At 38.3% G+C, this 21,345-nt stretch carries 18 protein-coding genes; 11 read left to right on the top strand and 7 right to left on the bottom strand.

What is annotated here, in order from left to right:
- The first annotated feature begins 381 nt into the window (after positions 1-381).
- From AC012T_RS16085 to AC012T_RS16110, 6 genes are all read left to right on the top strand, one after another.
- Positions 382-1,338, top strand: a complete 957-nt coding sequence (locus AC012T_RS16085; protein ID WP_015214763.1) for an RNA polymerase sigma factor, RpoD/SigA family — start codon at positions 382-384, stop codon at positions 1,336-1,338.
- Between the two features lie 262 nt (positions 1,339-1,600).
- Positions 1,601-1,942, top strand: coding sequence for a DUF760 domain-containing protein (locus AC012T_RS16090; protein WP_487059795.1), 342 nt, complete (start codon positions 1,601-1,603; stop codon positions 1,940-1,942).
- A 373-nt stretch (positions 1,943-2,315) separates the two neighbouring features.
- Positions 2,316-2,729 carry an 8-oxo-dGTP diphosphatase MutT gene (gene mutT, locus AC012T_RS16095; RefSeq protein ID WP_487059796.1) on the top strand — a complete coding sequence of 138 codons (414 nt, stop codon included), beginning with the start codon at positions 2,316-2,318 and terminating at the stop codon, positions 2,727-2,729.
- 141 nt (positions 2,730-2,870) lie between these two features.
- Positions 2,871-3,329, top strand: coding sequence for a CBS domain-containing protein (locus tag AC012T_RS16100; protein WP_487059797.1), 459 nt, complete (start codon positions 2,871-2,873; stop codon positions 3,327-3,329).
- A gap of 301 nt (positions 3,330-3,630) precedes the next feature.
- Positions 3,631-4,293: a phycobilisome degradation protein NblB gene (nblB, locus tag AC012T_RS16105; protein ID WP_487059798.1), complete on the top strand. Its 663-nt coding sequence runs from the start codon at positions 3,631-3,633 to the stop codon at positions 4,291-4,293.
- 487 nt (positions 4,294-4,780) lie between these two features.
- Positions 4,781-5,470, top strand: coding sequence for an LEVG family PEP-CTERM protein (locus AC012T_RS16110; protein ID WP_487059799.1), 690 nt, complete (start codon positions 4,781-4,783; stop codon positions 5,468-5,470).
- Between the two features lie 313 nt (positions 5,471-5,783).
- Here AC012T_RS16110 and AC012T_RS16115 read toward each other — a convergent pair whose 3' ends face one another.
- A complete protein-coding gene (locus AC012T_RS16115; RefSeq protein ID WP_487059800.1) occupies positions 5,784-5,987 on the bottom strand; it encodes a hypothetical protein in 204 nt (67 codons plus the stop codon).
- A 355-nt stretch (positions 5,988-6,342) separates the two neighbouring features.
- On the opposite strand from AC012T_RS16115, the gene AC012T_RS16120 reads away from it, so the two are divergent.
- Positions 6,343-7,215, top strand: a complete 873-nt coding sequence (locus AC012T_RS16120) for an S-methyl-5'-thioadenosine phosphorylase (protein ID WP_487059801.1) — start codon at positions 6,343-6,345, stop codon at positions 7,213-7,215.
- A gap of 716 nt (positions 7,216-7,931) precedes the next feature.
- Positions 7,932-8,648: a cyclase family protein gene (locus tag AC012T_RS16125; RefSeq protein ID WP_487066628.1), complete on the top strand. Its 717-nt coding sequence runs from the start codon at positions 7,932-7,934 to the stop codon at positions 8,646-8,648.
- Between the two features lie 19 nt (positions 8,649-8,667).
- Here AC012T_RS16125 and AC012T_RS16130 read toward each other — a convergent pair whose 3' ends face one another.
- A complete protein-coding gene (locus AC012T_RS16130) occupies positions 8,668-9,525 on the bottom strand; it encodes a 3'(2'),5'-bisphosphate nucleotidase CysQ family protein (RefSeq protein ID WP_487059802.1) in 858 nt (285 codons plus the stop codon).
- 24 nt (positions 9,526-9,549) lie between these two features.
- On the opposite strand from AC012T_RS16130, the gene AC012T_RS16135 reads away from it, so the two are divergent.
- Positions 9,550-10,185 carry a YdcF family protein gene (locus AC012T_RS16135; protein WP_487059803.1) on the top strand — a complete coding sequence of 212 codons (636 nt, stop codon included), beginning with the start codon at positions 9,550-9,552 and terminating at the stop codon, positions 10,183-10,185.
- Between the two features lie 182 nt (positions 10,186-10,367).
- On the opposite strand, the gene AC012T_RS16140 is transcribed toward AC012T_RS16135, so the two are convergent.
- Both AC012T_RS16140 and AC012T_RS16145 read right to left on the bottom strand, forming a co-directional pair.
- Positions 10,368-12,638, bottom strand: coding sequence for an MASE1 domain-containing protein (locus AC012T_RS16140; RefSeq protein WP_487059804.1), 2,271 nt, complete (start codon positions 12,636-12,638; stop codon positions 10,368-10,370).
- Positions 12,639-13,109: 471 nt separating this feature from the next.
- Positions 13,110-13,997 (bottom strand): peptidoglycan recognition protein family protein, encoded by an 888-nt coding sequence (locus AC012T_RS16145; protein ID WP_487059805.1) that lies wholly within the window; start codon positions 13,995-13,997, stop codon positions 13,110-13,112.
- 516 nt (positions 13,998-14,513) lie between these two features.
- Between AC012T_RS16145 and metH the strand changes: the two genes are divergently transcribed.
- The gene (metH, locus tag AC012T_RS16150) at positions 14,514-18,044 is read left to right on the top strand and encodes a methionine synthase (protein ID WP_487059806.1); all 3,531 of its coding nucleotides are present in this window, start codon (positions 14,514-14,516) and stop codon (positions 18,042-18,044) included.
- Between the two features lie 67 nt (positions 18,045-18,111).
- Here metH and AC012T_RS16155 read toward each other — a convergent pair whose 3' ends face one another.
- Entirely contained in the window at positions 18,112-18,513 is a 402-nt protein-coding gene (locus tag AC012T_RS16155) for a helix-turn-helix domain-containing protein (protein ID WP_487059807.1), read from the bottom strand.
- Entirely contained in the window at positions 18,497-18,796 is a 300-nt protein-coding gene (locus AC012T_RS16160) for a type II toxin-antitoxin system HigB family toxin (protein ID WP_487059808.1), read from the bottom strand. The genes AC012T_RS16155 and AC012T_RS16160 overlap by 17 nt, the downstream gene beginning before the upstream one ends.
- An 805-nt stretch (positions 18,797-19,601) precedes the next feature.
- On the opposite strand from AC012T_RS16160, the gene AC012T_RS16165 reads away from it, so the two are divergent.
- Complete coding sequence (locus tag AC012T_RS16165; protein ID WP_487059809.1) at positions 19,602-20,225, top strand: TMEM165/GDT1 family protein; 624 nt, start codon at positions 19,602-19,604, stop codon at positions 20,223-20,225.
- A 75-nt stretch (positions 20,226-20,300) separates the two neighbouring features.
- On the opposite strand, the gene AC012T_RS16170 is transcribed toward AC012T_RS16165, so the two are convergent.
- Positions 20,301-21,212, bottom strand: coding sequence for a tetratricopeptide repeat protein (locus tag AC012T_RS16170; RefSeq protein ID WP_487059810.1), 912 nt, complete (start codon positions 21,210-21,212; stop codon positions 20,301-20,303).
- Between the last annotated feature and the right edge of the window lie 133 nt (positions 21,213-21,345).

Here is a 21,345-nt window from a genome sequence, read left to right on the forward strand (position 1 = left end):
AATTTGCGTGAGCAGCTTCAGGTATAGGTTTCTGAGTAAAATTACGTCATTGGGCGACCCCAAGCAACCACGAATTTTCGGGTTTCTCGGTAGTCAAATTATTCTCATAAATGTTACAATTATTAATAATCCAAATACAACCAAAAATGTTCGACTTATTACCTTATATCTAACTCTAGGTACTTGTGATTTCCAAAAAGCCACTGTAACGTCTAGCAGTTAAGAAGCATAAATTGACTAAATATGAGTAAGCGAGTGAATCGGGTGTGTAAGTTGCAAATCTTAGCATGGTTTCATATATCACCTGGGTAGCAACCTCTCAAGGCATTTATTCAGCTAATGACACTACCAGCAAATCCATCATCACCAAAGAGTAGCGCCATGAAGACCGCTCAGACAGCCACCGACCTCGTGCGGACTTACCTGCGTGAGATTGGCCGTGTGCCACTCCTCACCCACGAAGAAGAGATTCGTTATGGGAAACAGGTACAAAGATGTACCGCCTTATATGAAGTGAGAGAAAATCTTGCTACCCAATTAGATCGTCAACCTAATTTAGAAGAATGGGCAGCAGCAGCACAGATAGAACTAGTAGAATTGAACGAAGCGATCGCAGAAGGTGAAACAGCTAAACGCAAAATGGTAGAAGCCAACCTGCGATTAGTCGTTTCTGTCGCTAAAAAGTATATTAAGCGTAACGTCGATTTACTCGACTTAATCCAAGAAGGCAGCATTGGAATGCAACGAGGAGTAGAAAAATTTGACCCTACCAAAGGTTACAGATTTTCTACATATGCTTACTGGTGGATACGTCAAGCCATTACTCGTGCGATCGCCGAAAAAGCTCGCACAATTCGTCTACCTATTCATATTACCGAAAAACTAAATAAAATCAAAAAAGCACAACGTCAACTATCCCAAAAGTTAGGACGTGCGCCTACAGCCACAGAATTAGCTCAAGAGTTAGAATTAACACCCAAACAAGTACAAGAGTGCCTAGAAAAAGCTCGTCTGCCCTTATCTCTCGATTTACGGTTAGGAGATAACTACGACACAGAACTAGGAGAACTCTTGGAAGATACAGGTGCATCACCAGAAGATTTCGTGATGCAATCCTCCCTATCTTACGACCTAGAGCGGATGATGGCAGAACTCACCCCACAACAAAAAGAAGTAATTAAGCTGAGATTTGGTTTATTAGACGGGCAATCTTTAACCCTTGCTAAAATCGGTGAAATCCTCAATATCAGTCGGGAAAGAGTCCGACAAATTGAGAGAGAAGCCTTAACAAAACTTCGCAAATCCAAAACCAACATTAATGAGTATCTTGCTAGTTAGGGGACTGGGTACTGAGAAGAGGAAAGGGTGCAGGGTGCAAGGGGGAAAATAGTTTCTCCTTCCTGTTCACCCTGCTTTTTCTGCCTGCTTTCGCAAAACTACCCTGATTTTGGTACGGTTAAAACGACTCCCTGGAAAAAAATAACCTGTTACATTAGTTGATATGAATATACAAGTGTCAGCTACATCCAATACACAATAGGTTATTGATTATTTCAGTCACAATTACCTCAATCAGTAGTTGTAGTAAAGGAGATAAAAAGTGAGCAACCAATCCAATCGAGTCTCAGAATTTTTTGATAGTGAATCCGAAACGAGCAATTTACTATGGCAGTACGTTAAATCCTTAAGTCCAGAAACAGTCACCCAGCTATCTAAACCTAGCTCTGCCGAAGTATTTCAAGTCATGGAACGCAATATCTTTGGACTTTTGGGAAATCTGCCTCCAGAACATTTTGGCGTTACCATTACCACCAGCCGAGAAAGTTTAGGTAGGTTACTGGCCTCTGCTATGATTAGCGGTTATTTCTTACGTAACGCGGAACAGAGAATGGACTTTGACATGGTTTTGCAAGGAAATGAAGCTAACAAAGATTTTGAATAAGGCTGTCAGATCTTTCTCATAATCAAAGCATTACTAATCAGCACAGTTCTCTGCGAAATCCAATCTTAATTGTCAATTAAGTGGTTAAAAGATTGTTTGTAAAACTTGATAATCAGAAGCTTTGAAAATAAACCAGTAATAAACAAGTTTCAGACAGGGATTTAAAGACCGACTGTAGTTTGTTTATAGTAGGGCAACTAGGACTACTTGTAGACGTAGGAGTCTTAAGCCCTTTCGGTTCTGAAAAAATCCTTCATGCCGTGAAATCCTTAAATCCGTTAAATCAGTGATAAATATTAACTCGGCAGGCATCAAACTAGTCTGTCGAGTTTTATTATGAATTAATAGTGAATTTCTCCATCTACCCTAAACTATGAGTGTAACTAGTTCCATACCCCATAAAATTATTGGTGTTGCCGTTATTTGGAATGACCAAAAACAAATTTTAATTGATCGTCGTCTTTCCCAAGGGACAATGGGTGGTTTATGGGAATTCCCTGGTGGAAAAATTGAACATGGTGAAACCATCCAAGAATGTATTAAAAGAGAAATTTATGAAGAACTGGGAATAGAAATTATAGTAGGAGAACATCTGATCACTATTGATCATACTTATACACATTTGCGAGTTACTTTAACAGTGCATCATTGTCATCATGTACAAGGTATTCCCCAAGCAATAGAATGTGCAGAAATCCGTTGGGTGAATTTGAATGAGTTAGATCAATTTACTTTTCCCGAAGCCAATATAGAAATTATTGCCGCTTTGCAAAATAGTAAAAAATAATCATCGCTAAAGTTATAAAAATTTGTTCCAAACAAGCATAGATTATTTTTAAAGGTAACAATCTATTAACAGTATTTTTTTGTTACCTATAATTTTCTACAATAATTAAAAAGACTTTTCTACAAGGCGTGAGTAAAAAAAATGTCTAAAGCCGTTGCTGACGTGATGACTATGAACCCTATTGTGGTTAGTCCTGAAACTCCTTTAAAAGAAGCTATCCAAATCTTGGCAGAAAAGCGAATTAGCGGTTTACCTGTAATTAACGATACGGGTAAATTGGTGGGAATTATTTCAGAAACAGATTTGATGTGGCAAGAAACTGGTGTCACTCCTCCTGCATACATTATGTTTTTGGATAGTGTGATTTATTTACAAAATCCTGCTACTTATGACAGGGATTTACATAAGGCTTTGGGACAAACAGTAGGTGAAGTCATGAGTAAAAATCCTTTAACTATTACTCCTGATAAATCTCTCAAAGAAGCTGCAAAAATTATCCAAGAACATAAAGTTCATCGTCTACCTGTGCTTGACAATGCAGGACAAGTTATTGGTATTCTCACTCGTGGGGACATTATTCGTACTATGGCCGCAGAGTAGGAACTGGGAAGGATGGGGGGGGGAAGACCTCACAAGGGTAGGTATTTTACATTGTCGTGAGGGCAAGACAAGGATGACAAGGAAGGACAGTGGACAAGGGAGGAAAACCGTGCAAAATCAGATTCTCTTGGTAACAAGAACAGTCCGTCAAAATACCATTGTGCGTATCAAATCTTCCTTGTCTACCTTCCCTCCTTGTCTTCCTAGTCCTGCCTTTACAGTTAATATTAAAAACCTACCCCTGTGAAGGGGGGAAGACGGGGAAATTAATAAACCAATTTGACAATTTAGGATAATTCTAATGAGTGTTTCTGCTGAGTCTGTGAAAGAATTACTGAATTCTGAGAATTTAGGGGATCGCTTGCGTGCTGTAAATCAAATCCGAGAACTAGAACCGAAAGTTGGTTTGGAACTACTACAAATTGCTATTGGTGATGGTAATTCCCGTGTCCGTTACTCTGCTGTAAGTCAAATGGATACACTGGGAGAGCAGGATTTAGAGTTATCATTGCATCTCTTGCGGGATTTACTTAATGATCCTGAGGCTGATGTGCAAGCAGCAGCAGCAGATTGTTTAGGTGCGTTGAAGCTACACGCGGCTTTTGAAGATTTGCAACAGCTTTACCATACCACTCCGGAATGGCTAGTGCAGTTCAGCATCATCGCTACATTGGGAGAGTTGGGTGATCCAAGAGGTTTGGAACTACTCAAACAAGCACTTTCTTCACATAATGGCTTGATTCAAACTGCTGCGATTAGTTCCCTGGGTGAGTTGGGAAATGTAGAAGCAGTTCCTCTTTTGGTTCCCTATACAACTAATCCAGATTGGCAAGTGCGTTATAGAGTAGTGCAAGCTTTAGGTAATTTAGGTGGTACGGAAGCTAAATCAATCTTAGAAACTCTGGTGAATGATGAAGTGGAAGCGATCGCTAATGAAGCAAAAAAAGCTTTGCAGTTAGCTTAATTGATATCACTGAGTCATCCCATCGACCTGTCTTTATGCCACTTACTTCCGTTCGGTGTTTACTGAAAATGCCAAGTAAAAACAATACTAGCCTGTACAACTTGCTTGTTCATATTAGTTTTCAGGAAAATCGCTAAATGACAATGTATTCTATAGGGATACGGCCTGGCTGTATCTCTTTTTTATTTTACTTTCAAACAATAACTACTCAATTCCCCGCTTTCACTGATCTCAATAGAACTACATATTTTATCTTTAATTCCTTACAGAACAAGGATTTGAGACGCTTCAAAATGTACATTTTTGTAGGATCAGCATACTGACAGTATAAATCTAGTATAAGCAAACGCATCTTTTTTTTAAAGATTGTGTGAAGTACACCTGAGTTATATTTACTTAAGTAGATATCTCAGTGATACTGTAATAGTAATCAAACGAGGCAAAAATAACCGCCTCAAAGATCACACTTCAACCAGCAATTAAACAAATGAAATCATTCAAATCCTTAGTAACAACAGTTGCAGTATCAACCTTGGGCTTAAGCTTATTGGGTGGTTTATCAGAAGCTGAAGCTGCTTCATTGGTTCCACAGGTCGAAGGAGAAGTTACTTTTGGTGTTCCAAATTCCTTGGGTTACACAATAACAAGCCTCGACGGAAGCCGTTTGTTTGTAGATAATAGATTAACCGTCGATACATATCCTGGTCCTATTAACTTTAAGAAGACCGATGGAGGAACTAACCCCGATGGTTTCTGGTTCCGTCCTGTAGCTGTCGCTGGCGACGGTACTCCCCTTGAAAAAGGTCAATTGGAAGTTGGTAAATTCAACTTTAACTTCGGTGCGATCGGTAAAACAATAAAGCTCAATATCTTTGACGTAGAAGACATAGGCACTTTAATTGACAATATAGTTGGTGGTGTTAACCCAGCCAGCATAGCAATTGCTCCAGGTGCTAATAGCAACATCCAGTCAGTAATATTAAAGAACGTCAAATCATTCGACATTAAATTGGGTTTAATTGGTGGTACGAAATTCCCTAGTACTGGCGATGGCGCTCGTCTGGAAATAGAAACTGTACCTGTACCTGAACCTGCAAGCATTCTAGGCTTAGGTGCTTTAGGTATGGCTGGTGCATTTGGTTTACGCAAAAGCAAGAAAGCTTCACCAGTAGCTTAAGATTATTTGAGCGACGAAAATAAAATGATGATAAATTTAGATTGAGTAGAATTAGAAGCAGCAACTTGTTGATGAAATCTGCTGTATCTGAAAATCTACTCAATTTTTGTTATTTGTCAGGCAATTTCATATTTTAGATTGACCCCACGGATTTATCCGGGGGCTTTTAGATCAAAGAATAATTGATCAATGTTGAATTAGTAAAGAGAATAAGGGTTTGAGACTCCTACTGGGGGCTAGTTTTCCACAAATTATCTTATGTCGAACTCAGGTGCTATCAGCAAGCCCTAATTAAAATATCTTCTTTATATTTCTAATCTACGACTTTAATTAATCCTTTTTTTAAAGCATCAAATACTTTATTAATTTCCTGCATATTTTGCTCACTTAAACCTTCTGCCGAGAGAAGGCTAGACATCATTATTTGTTGATCTTGACGTGTAATTCTACGATTACTAAATATGCGTTGCAAAATTTCTTCTAAACTATTTGGATGAGAATTTACAGTGACTTGCATATTTTTTCCACTTATTTATATAGTTTTTATACTAGTACAATACCACGTAAATAAGCCACCTATTTGAAAAGTCTAAAATTTTTACTGAATGCTAATTACATTGGTATAGGCTGCCGGAGGCATTATTATGTATCCATCGCGGGGTTAGTAGGATCTATTTAAGAATTCGTACCCCTGCCTAGAAAAGCGATACTAGCTAATTTTACCTAATTTCAAGATAACAAAATTTGATCAACTTTCCAATAGTAGCTTTACGGAAACTAGAAAAACCAGACTAATTACTGCTATGTAGCTTTGGACTAATAATATTTTCGGTAAAATAACTTAGTGTTGAAAAATTAACAAGTTTAAAATTATGGCATTAGCGCAAATTGGAATTATTGGTGGCAGTGGTTTATACAAAATGGAAGCTCTGAAAGATGTTGAGGAATTAGAGTTACAGACACCTTTTGGCTCACCATCTGATGCTGTTATTCTAGGGACACTAGCAGGTACTAGAGTTGCTTTTTTAGCCCGGCATGGTCGTAATCATACACTATTGCCTAGTGAATTACCATTTCGGGCAAATATTTATGCGATGAAGCAATTGGGTGTGGAATACTTAATTTCTGCAAGTGCGGTTGGTTCGTTAAAAGCAGAGGCAAAACCACTAGATATGGTGGTTCCAGATCAGTTTATTGATAGAACAAAAAATCGCATTTCTACGTTTTTTGGTGAAGGGATTGTAGCACATATTGCCTTTGGTGAACCGATTTGTAAAAACTTGGCTGGGGTTTTGGCTGATGCGATCTCATCCCTAGAATTACCAGATGTCAATCTACATCGTGGTGGTACTTACGTCTGTATGGAAGGCCCTGCATTTTCCACTAAAGCCGAATCCAATCTTTACCGCAGTTGGGGGGCTACAGTCATTGGGATGACAAATTTACCAGAAGCCAAGTTAGCTAGAGAAGCGGAAATCGCTTACGCAACTTTAGCACTTGTGACAGATTATGATTGTTGGCATCCAGATCACGATAGTGTGACAGTAGAGATGGTGATTGGTAATTTACAACGGAATGCAGTCAATGCTCAAAAGGTAATTCAAGAAACTGTAAAGCGGTTAAGTGAAAATCCCCCTGCTAGTGAAGCCCATTCGGCTTTGAAATATGCGATTTTGACAAATTTGGCAAATGCACCAGCAGCAACTAAGGAGAAGTTGGGGTTGTTGTTGCAGAAATATTTGTAGCAAATAAAGTCCGGTTTAATACCCATAATTATGCTTGATATGAGGACGCGGAGAAACTCTTTATTATGGGTAATTTGCCGGTCATCCTATAAATTTAGGACTTACGCACTGTACAAAATACAGATGAGATGTATCAACTAAATTGCCTATTTTCAGGCTTTTGGAATCGCCTATTAGTGCGGTGCGTCAGATAGAAAAAATCTGTTAGATGCTCAATTATTGGGTCTGACGCACCCTACAAGAGATAAAATTAATAGTCGATATTGTATAGATTTTGTCAATGAGTAAGTTCTAAAATTAGCCCTTTCAAGGTGGTGAAATTTGGAACGAAGATTGGTTGTTTCAACCTTCAAAAAACCCAAAATATGGGCGGAGGATTTAAGATGATCTCACGGAAATGACGTATTTCCGTTAGTCACCTTGAAAGGGCTAGTTCTAAAATTAACCTGCTTTTCTTACTTTGCGCCTTTGCGTGAGATTTAAAATGTTTCCAATTTTCCTCTCGTAGAGACTCAGAGAGTAAGAGTAGTTGTTCAATATGCTGTTTTTTACCTAATCTTAATCTCTTGTTTCTCAAAAATTAACTTTTTAGCTGTTCACTTGTATTAATATCATTTTTTGCTGCAACATTGGAAACCCCCAACTGACCTTGGATGTACAGGAATTGGGGGATTATTTATGCTAAAATTTAGCTGAAATCATAGAGGAATGCTACCATACACCCCCAGAAGCCAAACTGTATATACTATTCCCGCGTTATCCACCTGAGTCATCTAATTGACACAGGCATACCGCAATGGCCTGGCGATCCCGTTGTAAAATTTACCACTGTTGCAGAATTGCAAGATGATGGCTATTATTTACGGCGTTTTTCCTTAGGGGAACATAGTGCTACTCATATCAATGCCCCTAGTAGTTTTCACGGTCACGGTATTGGCGTTGATGAATATTCTGCCCAGTCGTTGGTAGTACCTGCTGTAGTGATAGATATTTGTAAACAAGCCACAATCAATCCTGACTATCTCCTTACTGTTGCAGATATCCTGACTTGGGAAGCGGAATTTGGGACTATTAGTGTTGATAACATAGTGCTACTTTATACAGGTTGGCAAGCTAAATGGCTGGATAAGAACGCATTTTTGAATCAAGATACCGCAGGAAATATGCACTTTCCAGGGTTTGGAAGTGATGCAACGGAGTTCTTAATTACTGAAAGGCAAATTGCTGGAATCGGAATTGATACACATGGTGTAGATTCAGGGCAAGATACAAATTTTACTATTAATCGTCTGGTCTTAGCAAAATCACGTATTGTTTTGGAAAATCTTACGAATTTAGATCAACTGCCACCCCAAGGTACTACTTTGATAATTGGTATTCTTCGACTGCGGGGTGGTTCTGGTTCACCCGCAGCGGTAATGGCGTTATTTTGAATCGCTAAACGTAGTGGACTTAATCGCCACTAGCGAACTTTGTTAATGTTTGTTCTGCTTTCTGGCATAAAATTTCATGATGTTGAGAATTACTGGCCAGCAAACCACCCCATTGATTAATATCACCAGTGTTATACTCTAACGGCTGACCATTAAAGTGCGTAAATTTACCACCAGCTTCCGTAAGAATTAATTCAGGAGCAGCCATATCCCAATCTTTGGGTGCTGATTTACCAGAAAGGGAAATGTAAATATCTGCCTGTTGTTCAACAATAGCTGTAATTTTACAACCTACGCTACCAATCGCTTTTTGATTTTGACAAGGTAGATTTTGCAGTAAATATTCTAACGCTTCATTGCGGTGAGAACGACTGACTACCAAAGTTAAATCTTCAATAGGTTTATTAGCGGTGACTTTTAAAGGATGAGAACCATCCACGCTTTCCACAAAAGTACCACCTCCTTTGGTAGCATAATATAATTTTTTGGCCTCTGGTATAGCCACCACTGCTAAAACTGGACGCGTTCCTTGGACTAAAGCAATATGAATCGCATATTCCCCAGTTTTAGTAATAAAGTCGCGTGTCCCGTCTAAAGGATCAATTATCCACACCCATTCATGGGAATTTTTTCCATGTTGAGATTTATAGGTTTCTTCGCTGATATAGCCAAATTCTTCATTGCCTAAAGCTGCTTGCAACTTAGTCAAGATATATTGACTAACAGCCAAATCTGCAAGGGTGACGGGTTCATTTTGCTTATATTGTATGTCTAAATTTGAGTCTTTGGCAGTTCCATGATAATAAGAACGCAGTAACTCCGCTGCACCCCAACCTACTTCACGAGTAATTTTTAGTATTTCTTCTAAATTTGTCATTCTTTTGATTGTAGTCAAGTATATATGAAAAGCTCACGCAGAAGCATACTGGCGCAAAGCTACAGTAAGTTTACAAAAAATAAGTTAGTTTTGTCCATTTTGTCCTTAATCTCTGTATTGGCGATTGCGATCGCTATTACCGCTACTAGTATATATTTGTATGGACAAAATTATACTCCTATTCAGGCAGATGCAGCAATTATTCTTGGCGCAGCAGTTTGGGGTGAAAAACCATCTCCTGTTTTTCGAGAACGTATTAACCACGCTGTTAATTTATATAAAAATGGCCATGCTCCCATTCTCATTTTTACTGGAGGGGTTGGTAATAATGATGAACTTGCAGAAGCATTAATTGGTAAACGCTATGCTGTCAGTAAAGGTGTAAAAACATCTGATATTCTCATGGAAACTACTTCTCACACCACTTACCAAAATCTACAAAATGCTTCAGAAATAGCAGCTGTTTATTCACTTAAAAAAGTTCTCATTGTTAGCGATCCATTACATTTAAAACGCGCAGTTTTGATGGCCAGAAATTTTGGTTTAGATGCTCATCCATCTCCTACACTCACTACCCGTTATCAAAGTTTAAATAGTCAGTTACCTTTTTTGATGCGAGAAACTTATTTCTATTTTGTTTATTTATTATTTAAAATCTAATTTAACTTTCCATCCAACGGCGTGTATAGAATACACAAATCTATTGTAGGGTTCGTCAGATATCAAAAATATGTTTACTTACCATATTTATGCAGTCTGATGCACCTTAAAAATGTTCCATCTGCGTAAGTCGGGGTTGGGGGGATCTCGATTAATTTTGATACTTTTTAAACATCCTCTAATCATATTACTGATTTTTTGATGGCTGCGGTGAGTTCTCCTGCCAGAATCGGCTTAGTAATAAAGTCATTCATACCTGCATTGAAGCAAGCATCACGATCTTCCTCTAAAGCGTTGGCAGTGATTGCGATAATCCAAGGTTGAGGTTTTGAAGATTGGCGAATCATCCGAGTTGCAGTAATACCATCCATTTCTGGCATCTGCATATCCATTAAAATTACATCATAGAATTGTTTTTCTAATATTTCTAATACCTCTATGCCATTATTGGCTATATCAGCGTTATAACCAAGTTTTTTGAGATACAATAGTGCTACTCTTTGGTTAACTTTGTTATCTTCTGCCAAGAGAATTTTTATTTGATCTTTTGCAGTGATTTCTGCTTCAGATTGTGCGAAAAACTCTTCTTGTATGTAGCCATTAGCTGAAATTTCTTTAGCAATAAATGTAAAATAAAAAATTGAACCTTGAGAATGCTCATTTTGAATCTTTGCTGTCCAATTTAAAGGAGGATTTCCGCCGATATTGCCGCAACTTTCCACCCAAATTGTACCTCCCATTAAAGCTACCAAACTCTTACTAATTGCCAATCCTAAACCTGTACCACCATATTTGCGACTAATAGAAGCATCAGCTTGGGTAAAGGGTTGAAATAGTTTATTTAAGCGATCGCTATCAATGCCAATTCCGGTATCTTCAATGGAAAATATTAATTCTAATACTTCATTTTCTCGCTTTTTTGCCTCGATAACTGAAAGCAAAATATGTCCTTGATGGGTAAATTTAATGGCATTTCCTATAAGATTGAGTAAAATTTGGCGGAGGCGAGAAGCATCTCCTACAATCTTAGTAGGAATATCAGCTTGAATTGAATATTCGAGATTAATTTTTTTGTTTAAAGCTTGTTCAGAGAGAAGAATACACACGGATTTGATCAGGTCATGTAATACGAAATAACGTTCTTCTAATTCCAAATTTCCTGACTCAATTTTCGAGAAGTCTAAGATATCATTAATTATGCTTAAAAGGGCATTACCGCTATCTCTAATTGTATGAACTAAGTCCTGTTGTTCCTCTGATAGATTTGTCATGGAAAGCAATTGAGTCATACCAATCACGCCATTCATAGGTGTGCGAATTTCGTGACTCATATTTGCTAAAAATTCACTTTTAGCTTGAGTTGCGGTTTCGGCTGCTTCTTTGGCTTGAGATAATGCCAATTGTTTTTCTAAAGCTTTATTGTAATCAATCAGAACCTTTTCTGTTTGTTTACGTTCGGCATCTTTTTGCTGATCAAGTTCTTGTAATTTCAGATTTTGCTTGATTAGCTTATTATTGGCTATACATAAATCACTTTTAACTTGATTATTTTCATTTAAAACGGCATTCAACATTAAAGTTGTCATGCCAATGCAAGCAATATAAGATTGTAATAATAGTAGAGAAACTGGGATGGAACTATGAGTAAATGAACTATGTCCTTGAACTGTGATAGTGACCATAATAACGGCAATAATAACCATGAGAATGGTTGCACCTAGCTCTTTAAATCTAAAAGCTGTCCACACCAATAAAGGAACTAGTAAATATTCTGCATGGTAACCCCTAGAAATGATATTGCTAACAGCTAAAGTTAACAATAAAATAATATTAGCTTCTAGCCAACTACGTTTGAGCAAGCGAGTAAATGAGATAATATTTTTGTGCCAAGCAACGATTAAGGAAGCAAAAATTAGAATTCCAAAAGCATCACTTAGCCACCAGGTAATGGCAACATCGAAATAAAGTTTCCAGGGTACTTTACCAAAGATACATAATAGTAATGGACATACAATTCCTACAGGTAGATGACTGATAAAACAGCCATAGGTCATAAATTGGAGCGTATCTTTAGCTCGGTTTAAAAAGTAGCGACTACCGATTAAATATTCTATCAAATAAGTAGCAAAAACTTTTCCTACCGTAGCTACAAATACAATACAAAGGGTTAAAATGAGGGTGGAAAGATTAGACCATGCCTTATAAATGACAAATTCTGCGCTTAATATACCTATCAAAACTCCCAACCATAGGGGATAGCCCCAAATAGCGATTAACCCCACAGCAATACCCCCTGGAATCCAAATGGGGGTTGATCCTGTTTCGGGGTAGGTAGTGAAGCTATGGGACAGTTGGGCTGTGATATAGTAAGCGATCGCTGCTATTAGCTGTTTCCACCAAGCAACCCGACGAAAGTTAAATAGATCTAGTTGAAGATGAGCATAAATTGACATGATCGATCATTACTAATTAGATTGTGAATTTTGTATTACTGCTAGGTTTAGCAATTTAATCGTGGTTCTTCAGTACCTAATATATATGCAAAATCTAGGCAAAAAATCCCAGAAACCTTAATTTGTATAAGAAATGATGCCGAATTTTGAACATTATTGCAAAATATTGTCTCTTTCCCCCTGTTAAGAGTTCCCTCTTATCTCCTGAGTTCGACATAAGATAATTTGTGGAAAACTCACCCCAGTAGGAGTCTCAAACCCTTATTCTCTCGCTCTTAAAAATCATAACTCCGTTCGCGTAGCGTCTTTGTTCGGCGAAGCCGTGCCGTAGGCATAGGAGAAACTCCGAACTCAGGTATTATCACTTTTAATAGCCGTTAAAGCCTTAACTGGTGAACGTTTTAGATTTATATGCCTAACGGCACGCTACGCGGTAAGCGAAGCTATGCCCGCAGGGCTTTACAGCAAACCCTACTTATTAGCCGTATTAACCGTTTTTAACTGCCGATAGCTATGAAGTACATTAAAAAACTTCTCAAAATCAAAACTTTTAGGATCTGCCCTTTGTCCCGAACGGTCTACAGCCCGATGAGTAGTAATTCTATCATCTGGAACTTGGCTTTGAGCAATTAACCAAGCCAAGGAATTATACTGAGCATCTGTATAACCACTATGACCCTGAATATCGTTCTTACCCCAAGCATCTGAAGGCGTTTCTAAAGACACATGATAAGCAAAATTATTTACAGATGGAGGTAAAGTTTGATTAGTTTGCACAGTTTCCAGACCATTAACACCCTCAAACACAGAATTACCCGCACCAAAAGCCCGTTTTTCTGGTGGAACAAGATAAACTACTGTCCCATCCAAAGTAACTAAAGCGTGATAACTCGCTTGCACATTTTCATCATCATGGGGTGTTTGAAAAAATTTAATCGCACTAGAAACAGAATTGCTAGTTTCGTGAAGTACAATAATTGCCTGATTATTTAACAGGACACCATTAACATCTCTGGTATATCGCTCTCCATAATTACTAGAATGCACATCAGCCTTAGTAAAATTAGGTCTATATTTGGAAAAAGCCACTGTCGTGATATATCTAGTATTGACTTTACTAAGCTTAGGAATATTATTCTTATTTACCAGAGATTTAGGTAAATTTGTCTCCTGATTCTCTGTTGTTATTACCGACTGTAATTGTGCCTGTGGATATTGACTCCAAGCTGTAGTTTCTGGAATAGAAGTAGTATTATTACTATGCGTATGTCTGTAACTACTCATAAATACTGCCAAAACCAGAGCAGCGAACATAAAAAAGATTAGCATTACTCTAGTCGCCCAGTCTCTAAATCTCATATATCTAACACTGGTAATATTGCTAACGTTAATATTAATACTTTAATTTCGCAAAACAAAGGTATCTATTATACTAAAGTATAAGGTAAATAAAATTTTTTACCTATTCATCTGTCTGTAGTCTAACTTTACTGAGTAGGTGGGCATTAATATCTATCTGTGCATAATATTTTGACATTGACGACATCGACAGAATTGCAATATGCATCTTCCAAAATCCTGATCGAGACTGGAAAAGTCAATTTTATACATTAGATATCGACCAAATTGAAATAGGCTTTTTCTAGAAACCTTGTATAAACGTTACATAAAGCATCTCTATATTCGTTTTCGGAGATATCTATTATTTGTCCATTATAAAAAGCTTTGTATCTTGTTTAAACGTAAATAAATCATCAGAATCATACACAATCCACACATTTAAAATACTTGTCGTCTAAAAAATACGTCTAAATTTTGGAAAATAATAAACTAAGTCTAGAATCACAAAACTAACCAAACTTGATTTCAGAAAATATGAAACATCCTTTCCTAGAACACCTGCATAGTCCAAAACGTCCCGTTATCGTCTTTGACGGCGCAATGGGAACCAACTTACAAACCCAGAACCTCACAGCGGAAGATTTTGGAGGCGCACAGTATGAAGGTTGTAATGAATATCTAGTCCACACCAAACCCGAAGCCGTCGCCAAAGTTCACCGTGACTTTCTCGCTGCTGGTGCTGATGTCATTGAAACCGACACCTTCGGAGCTATGTCCATAGTTTTAGCAGAATATGACTTAGCCGACCAAGCTTACTATCTCACCAAAACTGCCGCAGAACTTGCCAAAAGCGTCGCAGCGGAATTTTCCACCCCTGAAAAACCCCGGTTTGTAGCGGGTTCTATTGGTCCGACAACCAAACTCCCCACCTTGGGACACATTGATTTTGACACCATGAAAGCCTCCTTCGCTGAACAAGCCGAAGCCTTGTTTGATGGTGGTGTCGATTTATTTCTTGTGGAAACTTGCCAAGATGTGCTGCAAATTAAAGCCGCTTTAAATGGAATTGAGGAAGTTTTCGCCAAAAAAGGCGAAAGAAGACCTTTAATGGTGTCTGTAACGATGGAAAGCATGGGTACAATGCTGGTAGGTACAGAAATCAGCGCCGTACTGACAATTCTAGAACCTTACCCCATAGATATTCTCGGTTTAAACTGTGCCACTGGGCCAGACTTGATGAAACCACACATCAAGTATTTATCAGAACATTCGCCTTTCGTAGTTTCCTGTATTCCTAATGCGGGTTTACCGGAAAACGTCGGTGGTCAAGCGCATTACAGACTAACGCCTGTTGAATTACGGATGTCTCTAATGCATTTTATTGAAGATTTGGGTGTCCAAGTGATTGGGGGTTGCTGTGGGACACGTCCAGCGCACATTCAACAATTGGCAGAAATTGCCAAGGAGTTAAAACCGAAAGTCAGAAAACCGAGTTTAGAACCAGCAGCCGCATCAATTTATTCTACTCAGCCTTATGAACAAGATAATTCTTTCTTGATTGTGGGTGAACGTATCAACGCCAGTGGTTCTAAAAAATGCCGTGACTTACTAAATGCTGAAGATTGGGATGGTTTGGTGTCAATGGCGAGGAGTCAAGTTAAAGAAGGCGCACACATCTTAGATGTTAACGTTGATTATGTAGGACGTGACGGCGTGCGTGATATGCACGAGCTAGTTTCCCGCATCGTTAATAATGTTACTTTACCCTTAATGCTTGATTCCACCGAATGGGAAAAGATGGAAGCAGGGCTAAAGGTAGCTGGTGGTAAGTGTTTACTCAATTCCACCAACTATGAAGACGGCGAACCGCGATTTTTGAAAGTGTTGGAGTTAGCCAAAAAGTACGGTGCAGGTGTCGTCATTGGTACAATCGACGAAGATGGCATGGCACGGACAGCAGAGAAAAAGTTTCAAATTGCCCAACGTGCTTACCGTCAAGCGGTAGAATATGGACTTGCCCCCACAGAAATATTCTTTGATACACTAGCTTTACCTATTTCTACGGGGATTGAAGAAGACCGAGAAAACGGTAAAGCCACCATTGAGTCAATTCGCCGTATTCGCCGAGAATTGCCTGGAAGCCATGTAATTTTGGGCGTTTCTAATATTTCCTTTGGTTTAAACCCCGCATCGCGGATGGTTCTGAATTCGATGTTTTTGCATGAAGCCATGCAGGCGGGAATGGATGCAGCAATTGTCAGCGCGAGTAAAATTTTACCACTATCTAAAATTGAACCTCAGCATCAAGAAATTTGTCGTCAGTTAATTTACGATGAACGGAAATTTGATGGTGATGTCTGCATTTATGATCCTTTGGGAGAACTAACAACAATTTTTGCAGGAGTTAAAACAAAACGTAATACGGGAATTGATGAAAATCTCCCCATTCAAGAACGTTTGAAACGTCATATTATTGACGGTGAACGCATTGGCTTAGAAGCGCAATTAACAAAGGCTTTAGAACAATTTCCTCCCTTAGAAATTATCAATACATTTTTGTTAGATGGGATGAAAGTTGTGGGTGAATTGTTTGGTTCAGGACAAATGCAATTGCCTTTTGTTTTACAATCTGCGGAAACGATGAAATCGGCAGTTGCATATTTAGAACCGTTTATGGAAAAGTCAGAATCTGGAAATAATTCTAAGGGGACTTTTGTAATTGCAACTGTGAAAGGTGATGTTCACGACATTGGCAAAAACCTTGTAGATATCATCTTATCTAACAACGGTTACAAAGTTATAAACCTGGGAATTAAGCAATCAGTAGAAAATATTATTCAGGCTTATCAACAGCATAAACCTGATTGTATTGCCATGAGTGGGTTGCTGGTAAAATCTACCGCTTTTATGAAAGAGAATTTGCAAACTTTCAACGAAAATGGTATTACAGTCCCTGTAATTTTAGGTGGTGCAGCGTTAACTCCTAAGTTTGTCTATCAAGATTGCCAAAATGCCTACAAAGGTAAAGTGGTTTATGGCAAAGATGCATTTTCTGATTTGCATTTTATGGATAAACTAATGCCCGCAAAAGTAGGGGGCAATTGGGATGATTCGCAGGGATTTTTGGATGAAGTTGAGGAAAATAGACATCACTCTTTTGCAGAAAAGGACGGGCAAGATACTCATCCCATAAAAGAAGATGTTGGTGTTATAAAAGAGGTGGATACTCGGCGTTCGGAAGTTGTAACAATAGATATTGAACGTCCTCAACCACCTTTTTGGGGAACTCAGTTTTTACAACCTGATGATATTTCTTTGGAGGAGATATTCTGGTATTTAGATCTGCAAGCTTTGGTGGCTGGACAATGGCAATTCCGTAAGCCAAAAGAACAATCTAAGGAGGAATATCAAGCATTTTTAGCTGAAAAAGTTTATCCCGTTTTAGAAAGTTGGAAACAGCGAATTATTGAGGAAAACTTATTACATCCTCATGTAATTTATGGTTATTTTCCTTGTCAGTCTGATGGTAATTCTCTACATATATATGATGTAGAAAATCAATCAAAACAAGTTACAAGTTTTGAATTTCCCCGTCAGAAATCTTTCAACAGGTTATGTATTGCAGATTTCTTTGCACCGAAGGAGTCAGGGCTAATTGATGTTTTCCCTATGCAAGCGGTGACTGTGGGGGAAGTTGCAACGGAGTTTGGACAAAAGTTATTTGCCAATAATCAATACACTGATTATCTGTATTTTCATGGTATGGCGGTACAGGTGGCAGAAGCTTTAGCGGAATGGACACACGCTAGGATTCGTCGGGAGTTGGGTTTTGGTGATTCTGAACCAAATAATATTCGGGATATGTTGGCACAGCGTTATCAAGGTTCTCGGTATAGTTTTGGTTATCCTGCTTGTCCGAATATCCAAGATCAGTTTAAGCAGTTGGAGTTGTTGGGGGTTGACAGGATGAAGATGTACATGGATGAAAGTGAGCAATTATATCCTGAACAGTCTACAACAGCGATTATTACTTATCATCCTGCGGCGAAGTATTTCACTGCTTAATCACACTTTCTAACCCCCCTTTATCGTGAGATAGAGGGGGCGATTATAAATCACTAAAAAGCGAAATTCAGATAAATAAACTAGGAGAAACCTTAAAATATTCTCCCAAAGCTTTTGCTTGTGCTTTACTAATAGAACGTTTACCATTGACAACTTCAGAAACCACACCGCTGCTAGAACCAAGAATACGAACTAAGTCAGCTTGACGAATTCCGCTAGATTCCATGAGATGTAGTAAAATTTCATGAGGAGTAGACTTATCCATAGGATAGTTTTCTTCCTCATAATCTTCAATTAGTTTGACAAGCAATCTGTATAAAACTCGCTCCTCTGGAGTAAGATTTTTTTTAAAAGTTAGAAATTCAGCAACTTTTAAAAGACGTTCATACTCAGTTTCAGTTTCAATTACTTGAGGAGCGACTTCTGCTAGTAATTGACTATAACTTTTATTATCAAAAGTAATCGTCATTTTTCCATTTGTCTTTACTATACTCGGCGTGGGTTAGCAAGTATTTGTAGTATACTGTTTGATCTTCATAATTAATCCCTACTATTAAACGATAATCATTACCTTTGATATTGAAAATAGTAAAATTACTAACAGCTTCAGCATCTCGGTAAATTTTACGCACATTATCTAAATTTTGCCATTTTGCTTTCTTGACAATTGTAAACCAATCATCAATTGGCTTTTTGATATTGGGATATTTAGATGCATCTTCGCGGAGGTGGCGAATAGAAATTAAGTGCATATATCTCGATCTTTTTGTTGATGTGTTGGGAATTATTCATTTCGATTGCTCCTTTGTTGTACAACCCAGTAAGTATAGTAATTGTGCAAAACTAATCTACAAGTGAAAGTCAAAGCTTTACAAACACAATCAACTTTTGGTAGCTACATATCTAGCTAACATATATATCTAGCAAAAGTAGGTTTTGCTTGTATAACGCTTACTTTTACATTGCAAGAAAGGTTACACATTTGAAATACTCATCTGGTTTATAAGAAATATAACAATTATGTAAAAATTTCGCACCAATAAAAGTCTAGAATACACAACACATCACTAACTTTTCCGATCTACATATTTAGCTTGATATCTAGTCTTCAAAAGTAGACTTTGCTTGTATATTCTTTACTTCTACTTAGCCGATAAATTTACATTTTTGGAATACCTCTTAATCTATACTCTCAAAACGAGAGCAAATTGTCAAGAGTGAATTCAGGACTCACGAAAAATCTCTCTTATAACCCTCTTACCTTCGCGTTCTTCGCTTCTTCGTGGTTCATTTCTCTTTTATTCCCAAACCCTTGACACCCAACGAACATCAAGGTATAATACACATCGAATAGAAGGGGAGTAGCTACTGGCAAAAAGCCAGTGCATCTGAATCAACATACTGGCGATGAGCCTGGTTCAGATGGCGAATAAAAAAGTATTTGAAAGCGAGACCTTCACTGAGTTCACACAAAAAGAGTGTGTGAGCTTCAGTGAGGTCATTAAACACTCATTAGAAGCTCCACACAGGTAAAAAATCCTACAGGAGCTTGAGAGAGTGTTAACAGCATTTACGGCAGGTTTAGTTTTAATTACCATTTCCGAATTAGGTGATAAAACCTTTTTTATCGCTGTGATTTTGTCAATGCAGCACTCACGACGGTTGGTGTTCGTTGGTGTGACAGCAGCTTTAGCCGCAATGACAGTTTTATCAGTGATATTTGGACAAATATTGTCTGTATTAACACAAGGTTCAAAAATTTATGTACATTATGCGGAAATAGTTTTATTTATTGCCTTTGGCTTAAAACTGCTTTACGATGCTTGGAAAATGCCTGCCAAAGCTGAAGAAGAAGTCATAGAAGAAGCGAAAGAAGCGGTAGAAAAGGCACATTTAGACAGTCAGCAAAAAAGCATTTGGAAAATTTTACTGAAGTCTTTCGTATTAACATTTATAGCCGAGTGGGGCGATCGCACACAATTTGCCACAATAGCCCTAGCAGCAAGTAACAACGCCATTGGTGTGACAGCGGGAGCAATATTAGGACACGCCATTTGTGCAGCGATCGCAGTTATCGGTGGTAAATTAATTGCAGGTAAAATTTCCGAACGACAAATAACCTTCATAGGCGGCTTTCTGTTTATTATCTTCGGCATCGTTGCCGCCATAGAAGGAAGTTGAAGTGATAGGAGTCAGGAGTCAGAAGTCAGGAGTCAGAAGAAAGATAAATACTTTCTCTCCTCTTCTCCACCTCCCTCATGGACTGGATGTAGTTTCTGGTGATGGTGTAGTTTCTGGTGATGGTGTAGGAGAAACAGCTGGAGTCGGAGAGGGTATTGCAGCTGCCTTGTTAATTTCATCTTTATACTGAGCAGGTGCTAAAGCAGTGGCATTCTCAAACAAAGGTTTGGCCTCATCAACCTTACCCTGATCCTTTAGCAGCATAGCCTTAGCCAACACAGGACGAAAATCTTTAGGATCTTTCTTAATTGCTTGATCGTATACCGAAATAGCTTGAGGTTCGTTTTTCTGGAAAGCATACACACTACCCAAAAGTACCTGTACAGCCACCACATCAACACTTCCAGCTTGAATTGTATTTGCTTGGGCAGCATTAGATAGAGTTTCCTGTAGCAAGCCAATAGCAGCTTCAGGACGTTTCTCACTAATTTGCAAATTTACCATTCCTTGCAAAGCTTTGAGATCGCCTGGTTTTGTTGCTAAGATTGAGCGATAACTTTGGGCGGCTCCTTCCTTATCACCGATTTGTTGCTTTGCTTGTGCCAGAAGTACCCCGTACTCTGACTGTTGTGGATTCAATTTAGCCAACTTTTCTAAAGGGTCAATTACCGCTTGAATATCCGCTGGTTTAACTTCACCTCTGCCTTTTTGACTGAGCAATTGTAGCCGTGCTTCTACAAGACCTTTCAGTGCGGTTTGATTTTCTGGTTCCTTTTGCAAAACTAGTTCATAACCCCGAACTGCATCTGCTAATTGTGACTTTTGGTCAGATGAAGGCGAATTAGTAGGGTTGCTGGTAGTATTTTGGCCTGACCGCTGGGGATCATTCAAGGCTCCAATTATGGGTAAAAGGGAAACCCCTACAAAAGCTACAACTGCTATAACTAAAACAACCTGAACTATCCACCGATTACGTGGTTGAGACACAATATTTTCCTTCTGGTGAATTTTAACGACATTAACATTTACACAAATCGCAAAGTTAAATTTTTCCAAAACTTTGCGGAATACGGTCATTTGACTGTGAATTTTATAACAAATAACTATCTACACTGCTAAA

This window comes from Anabaena sp. EIM26, assembly GCF_057568715.1.

What these genes read in the sequence shown, in the direction of transcription:
- AC012T_RS16085 (WP_015214763.1), top strand. Translation starts at nt 382, where the DNA reads ATGAAGACCGCTCAGACAGCCACCGACCTCGTGCGGACTTACCTGCGT.
- mutT (WP_487059796.1), top strand. Translation starts at nt 2,316, where the DNA reads ATGAGTGTAACTAGTTCCATACCCCATAAAATTATTGGTGTTGCCGTT.
- AC012T_RS16100 (WP_487059797.1), top strand. Translation starts at nt 2,871, where the DNA reads ATGTCTAAAGCCGTTGCTGACGTGATGACTATGAACCCTATTGTGGTT.
- nblB (WP_487059798.1), top strand. Translation starts at nt 3,631, where the DNA reads ATGAGTGTTTCTGCTGAGTCTGTGAAAGAATTACTGAATTCTGAGAAT.
- AC012T_RS16110 (WP_487059799.1), top strand. Translation starts at nt 4,781, where the DNA reads ATGAAATCATTCAAATCCTTAGTAACAACAGTTGCAGTATCAACCTTG.
- AC012T_RS16115 (WP_487059800.1), bottom strand. Translation starts at nt 5,987, where the DNA reads ATGCAAGTCACTGTAAATTCTCATCCAAATAGTTTAGAAGAAATTTTG.
- AC012T_RS16120 (WP_487059801.1), top strand. Translation starts at nt 6,343, where the DNA reads ATGGCATTAGCGCAAATTGGAATTATTGGTGGCAGTGGTTTATACAAA.
- AC012T_RS16130 (WP_487059802.1), bottom strand. Translation starts at nt 9,525, where the DNA reads ATGACAAATTTAGAAGAAATACTAAAAATTACTCGTGAAGTAGGTTGG.
- AC012T_RS16135 (WP_487059803.1), top strand. Translation starts at nt 9,550, where the DNA reads ATGAAAAGCTCACGCAGAAGCATACTGGCGCAAAGCTACAGTAAGTTT.
- AC012T_RS16140 (WP_487059804.1), bottom strand. Translation starts at nt 12,638, where the DNA reads ATGTCAATTTATGCTCATCTTCAACTAGATCTATTTAACTTTCGTCGG.
- AC012T_RS16145 (WP_487059805.1), bottom strand. Translation starts at nt 13,997, where the DNA reads ATGAGATTTAGAGACTGGGCGACTAGAGTAATGCTAATCTTTTTTATG.
- metH (WP_487059806.1), top strand. Translation starts at nt 14,514, where the DNA reads ATGAAACATCCTTTCCTAGAACACCTGCATAGTCCAAAACGTCCCGTT.
- AC012T_RS16155 (WP_487059807.1), bottom strand. Translation starts at nt 18,513, where the DNA reads ATGACGATTACTTTTGATAATAAAAGTTATAGTCAATTACTAGCAGAA.
- AC012T_RS16160 (WP_487059808.1), bottom strand. Translation starts at nt 18,796, where the DNA reads ATGCACTTAATTTCTATTCGCCACCTCCGCGAAGATGCATCTAAATAT.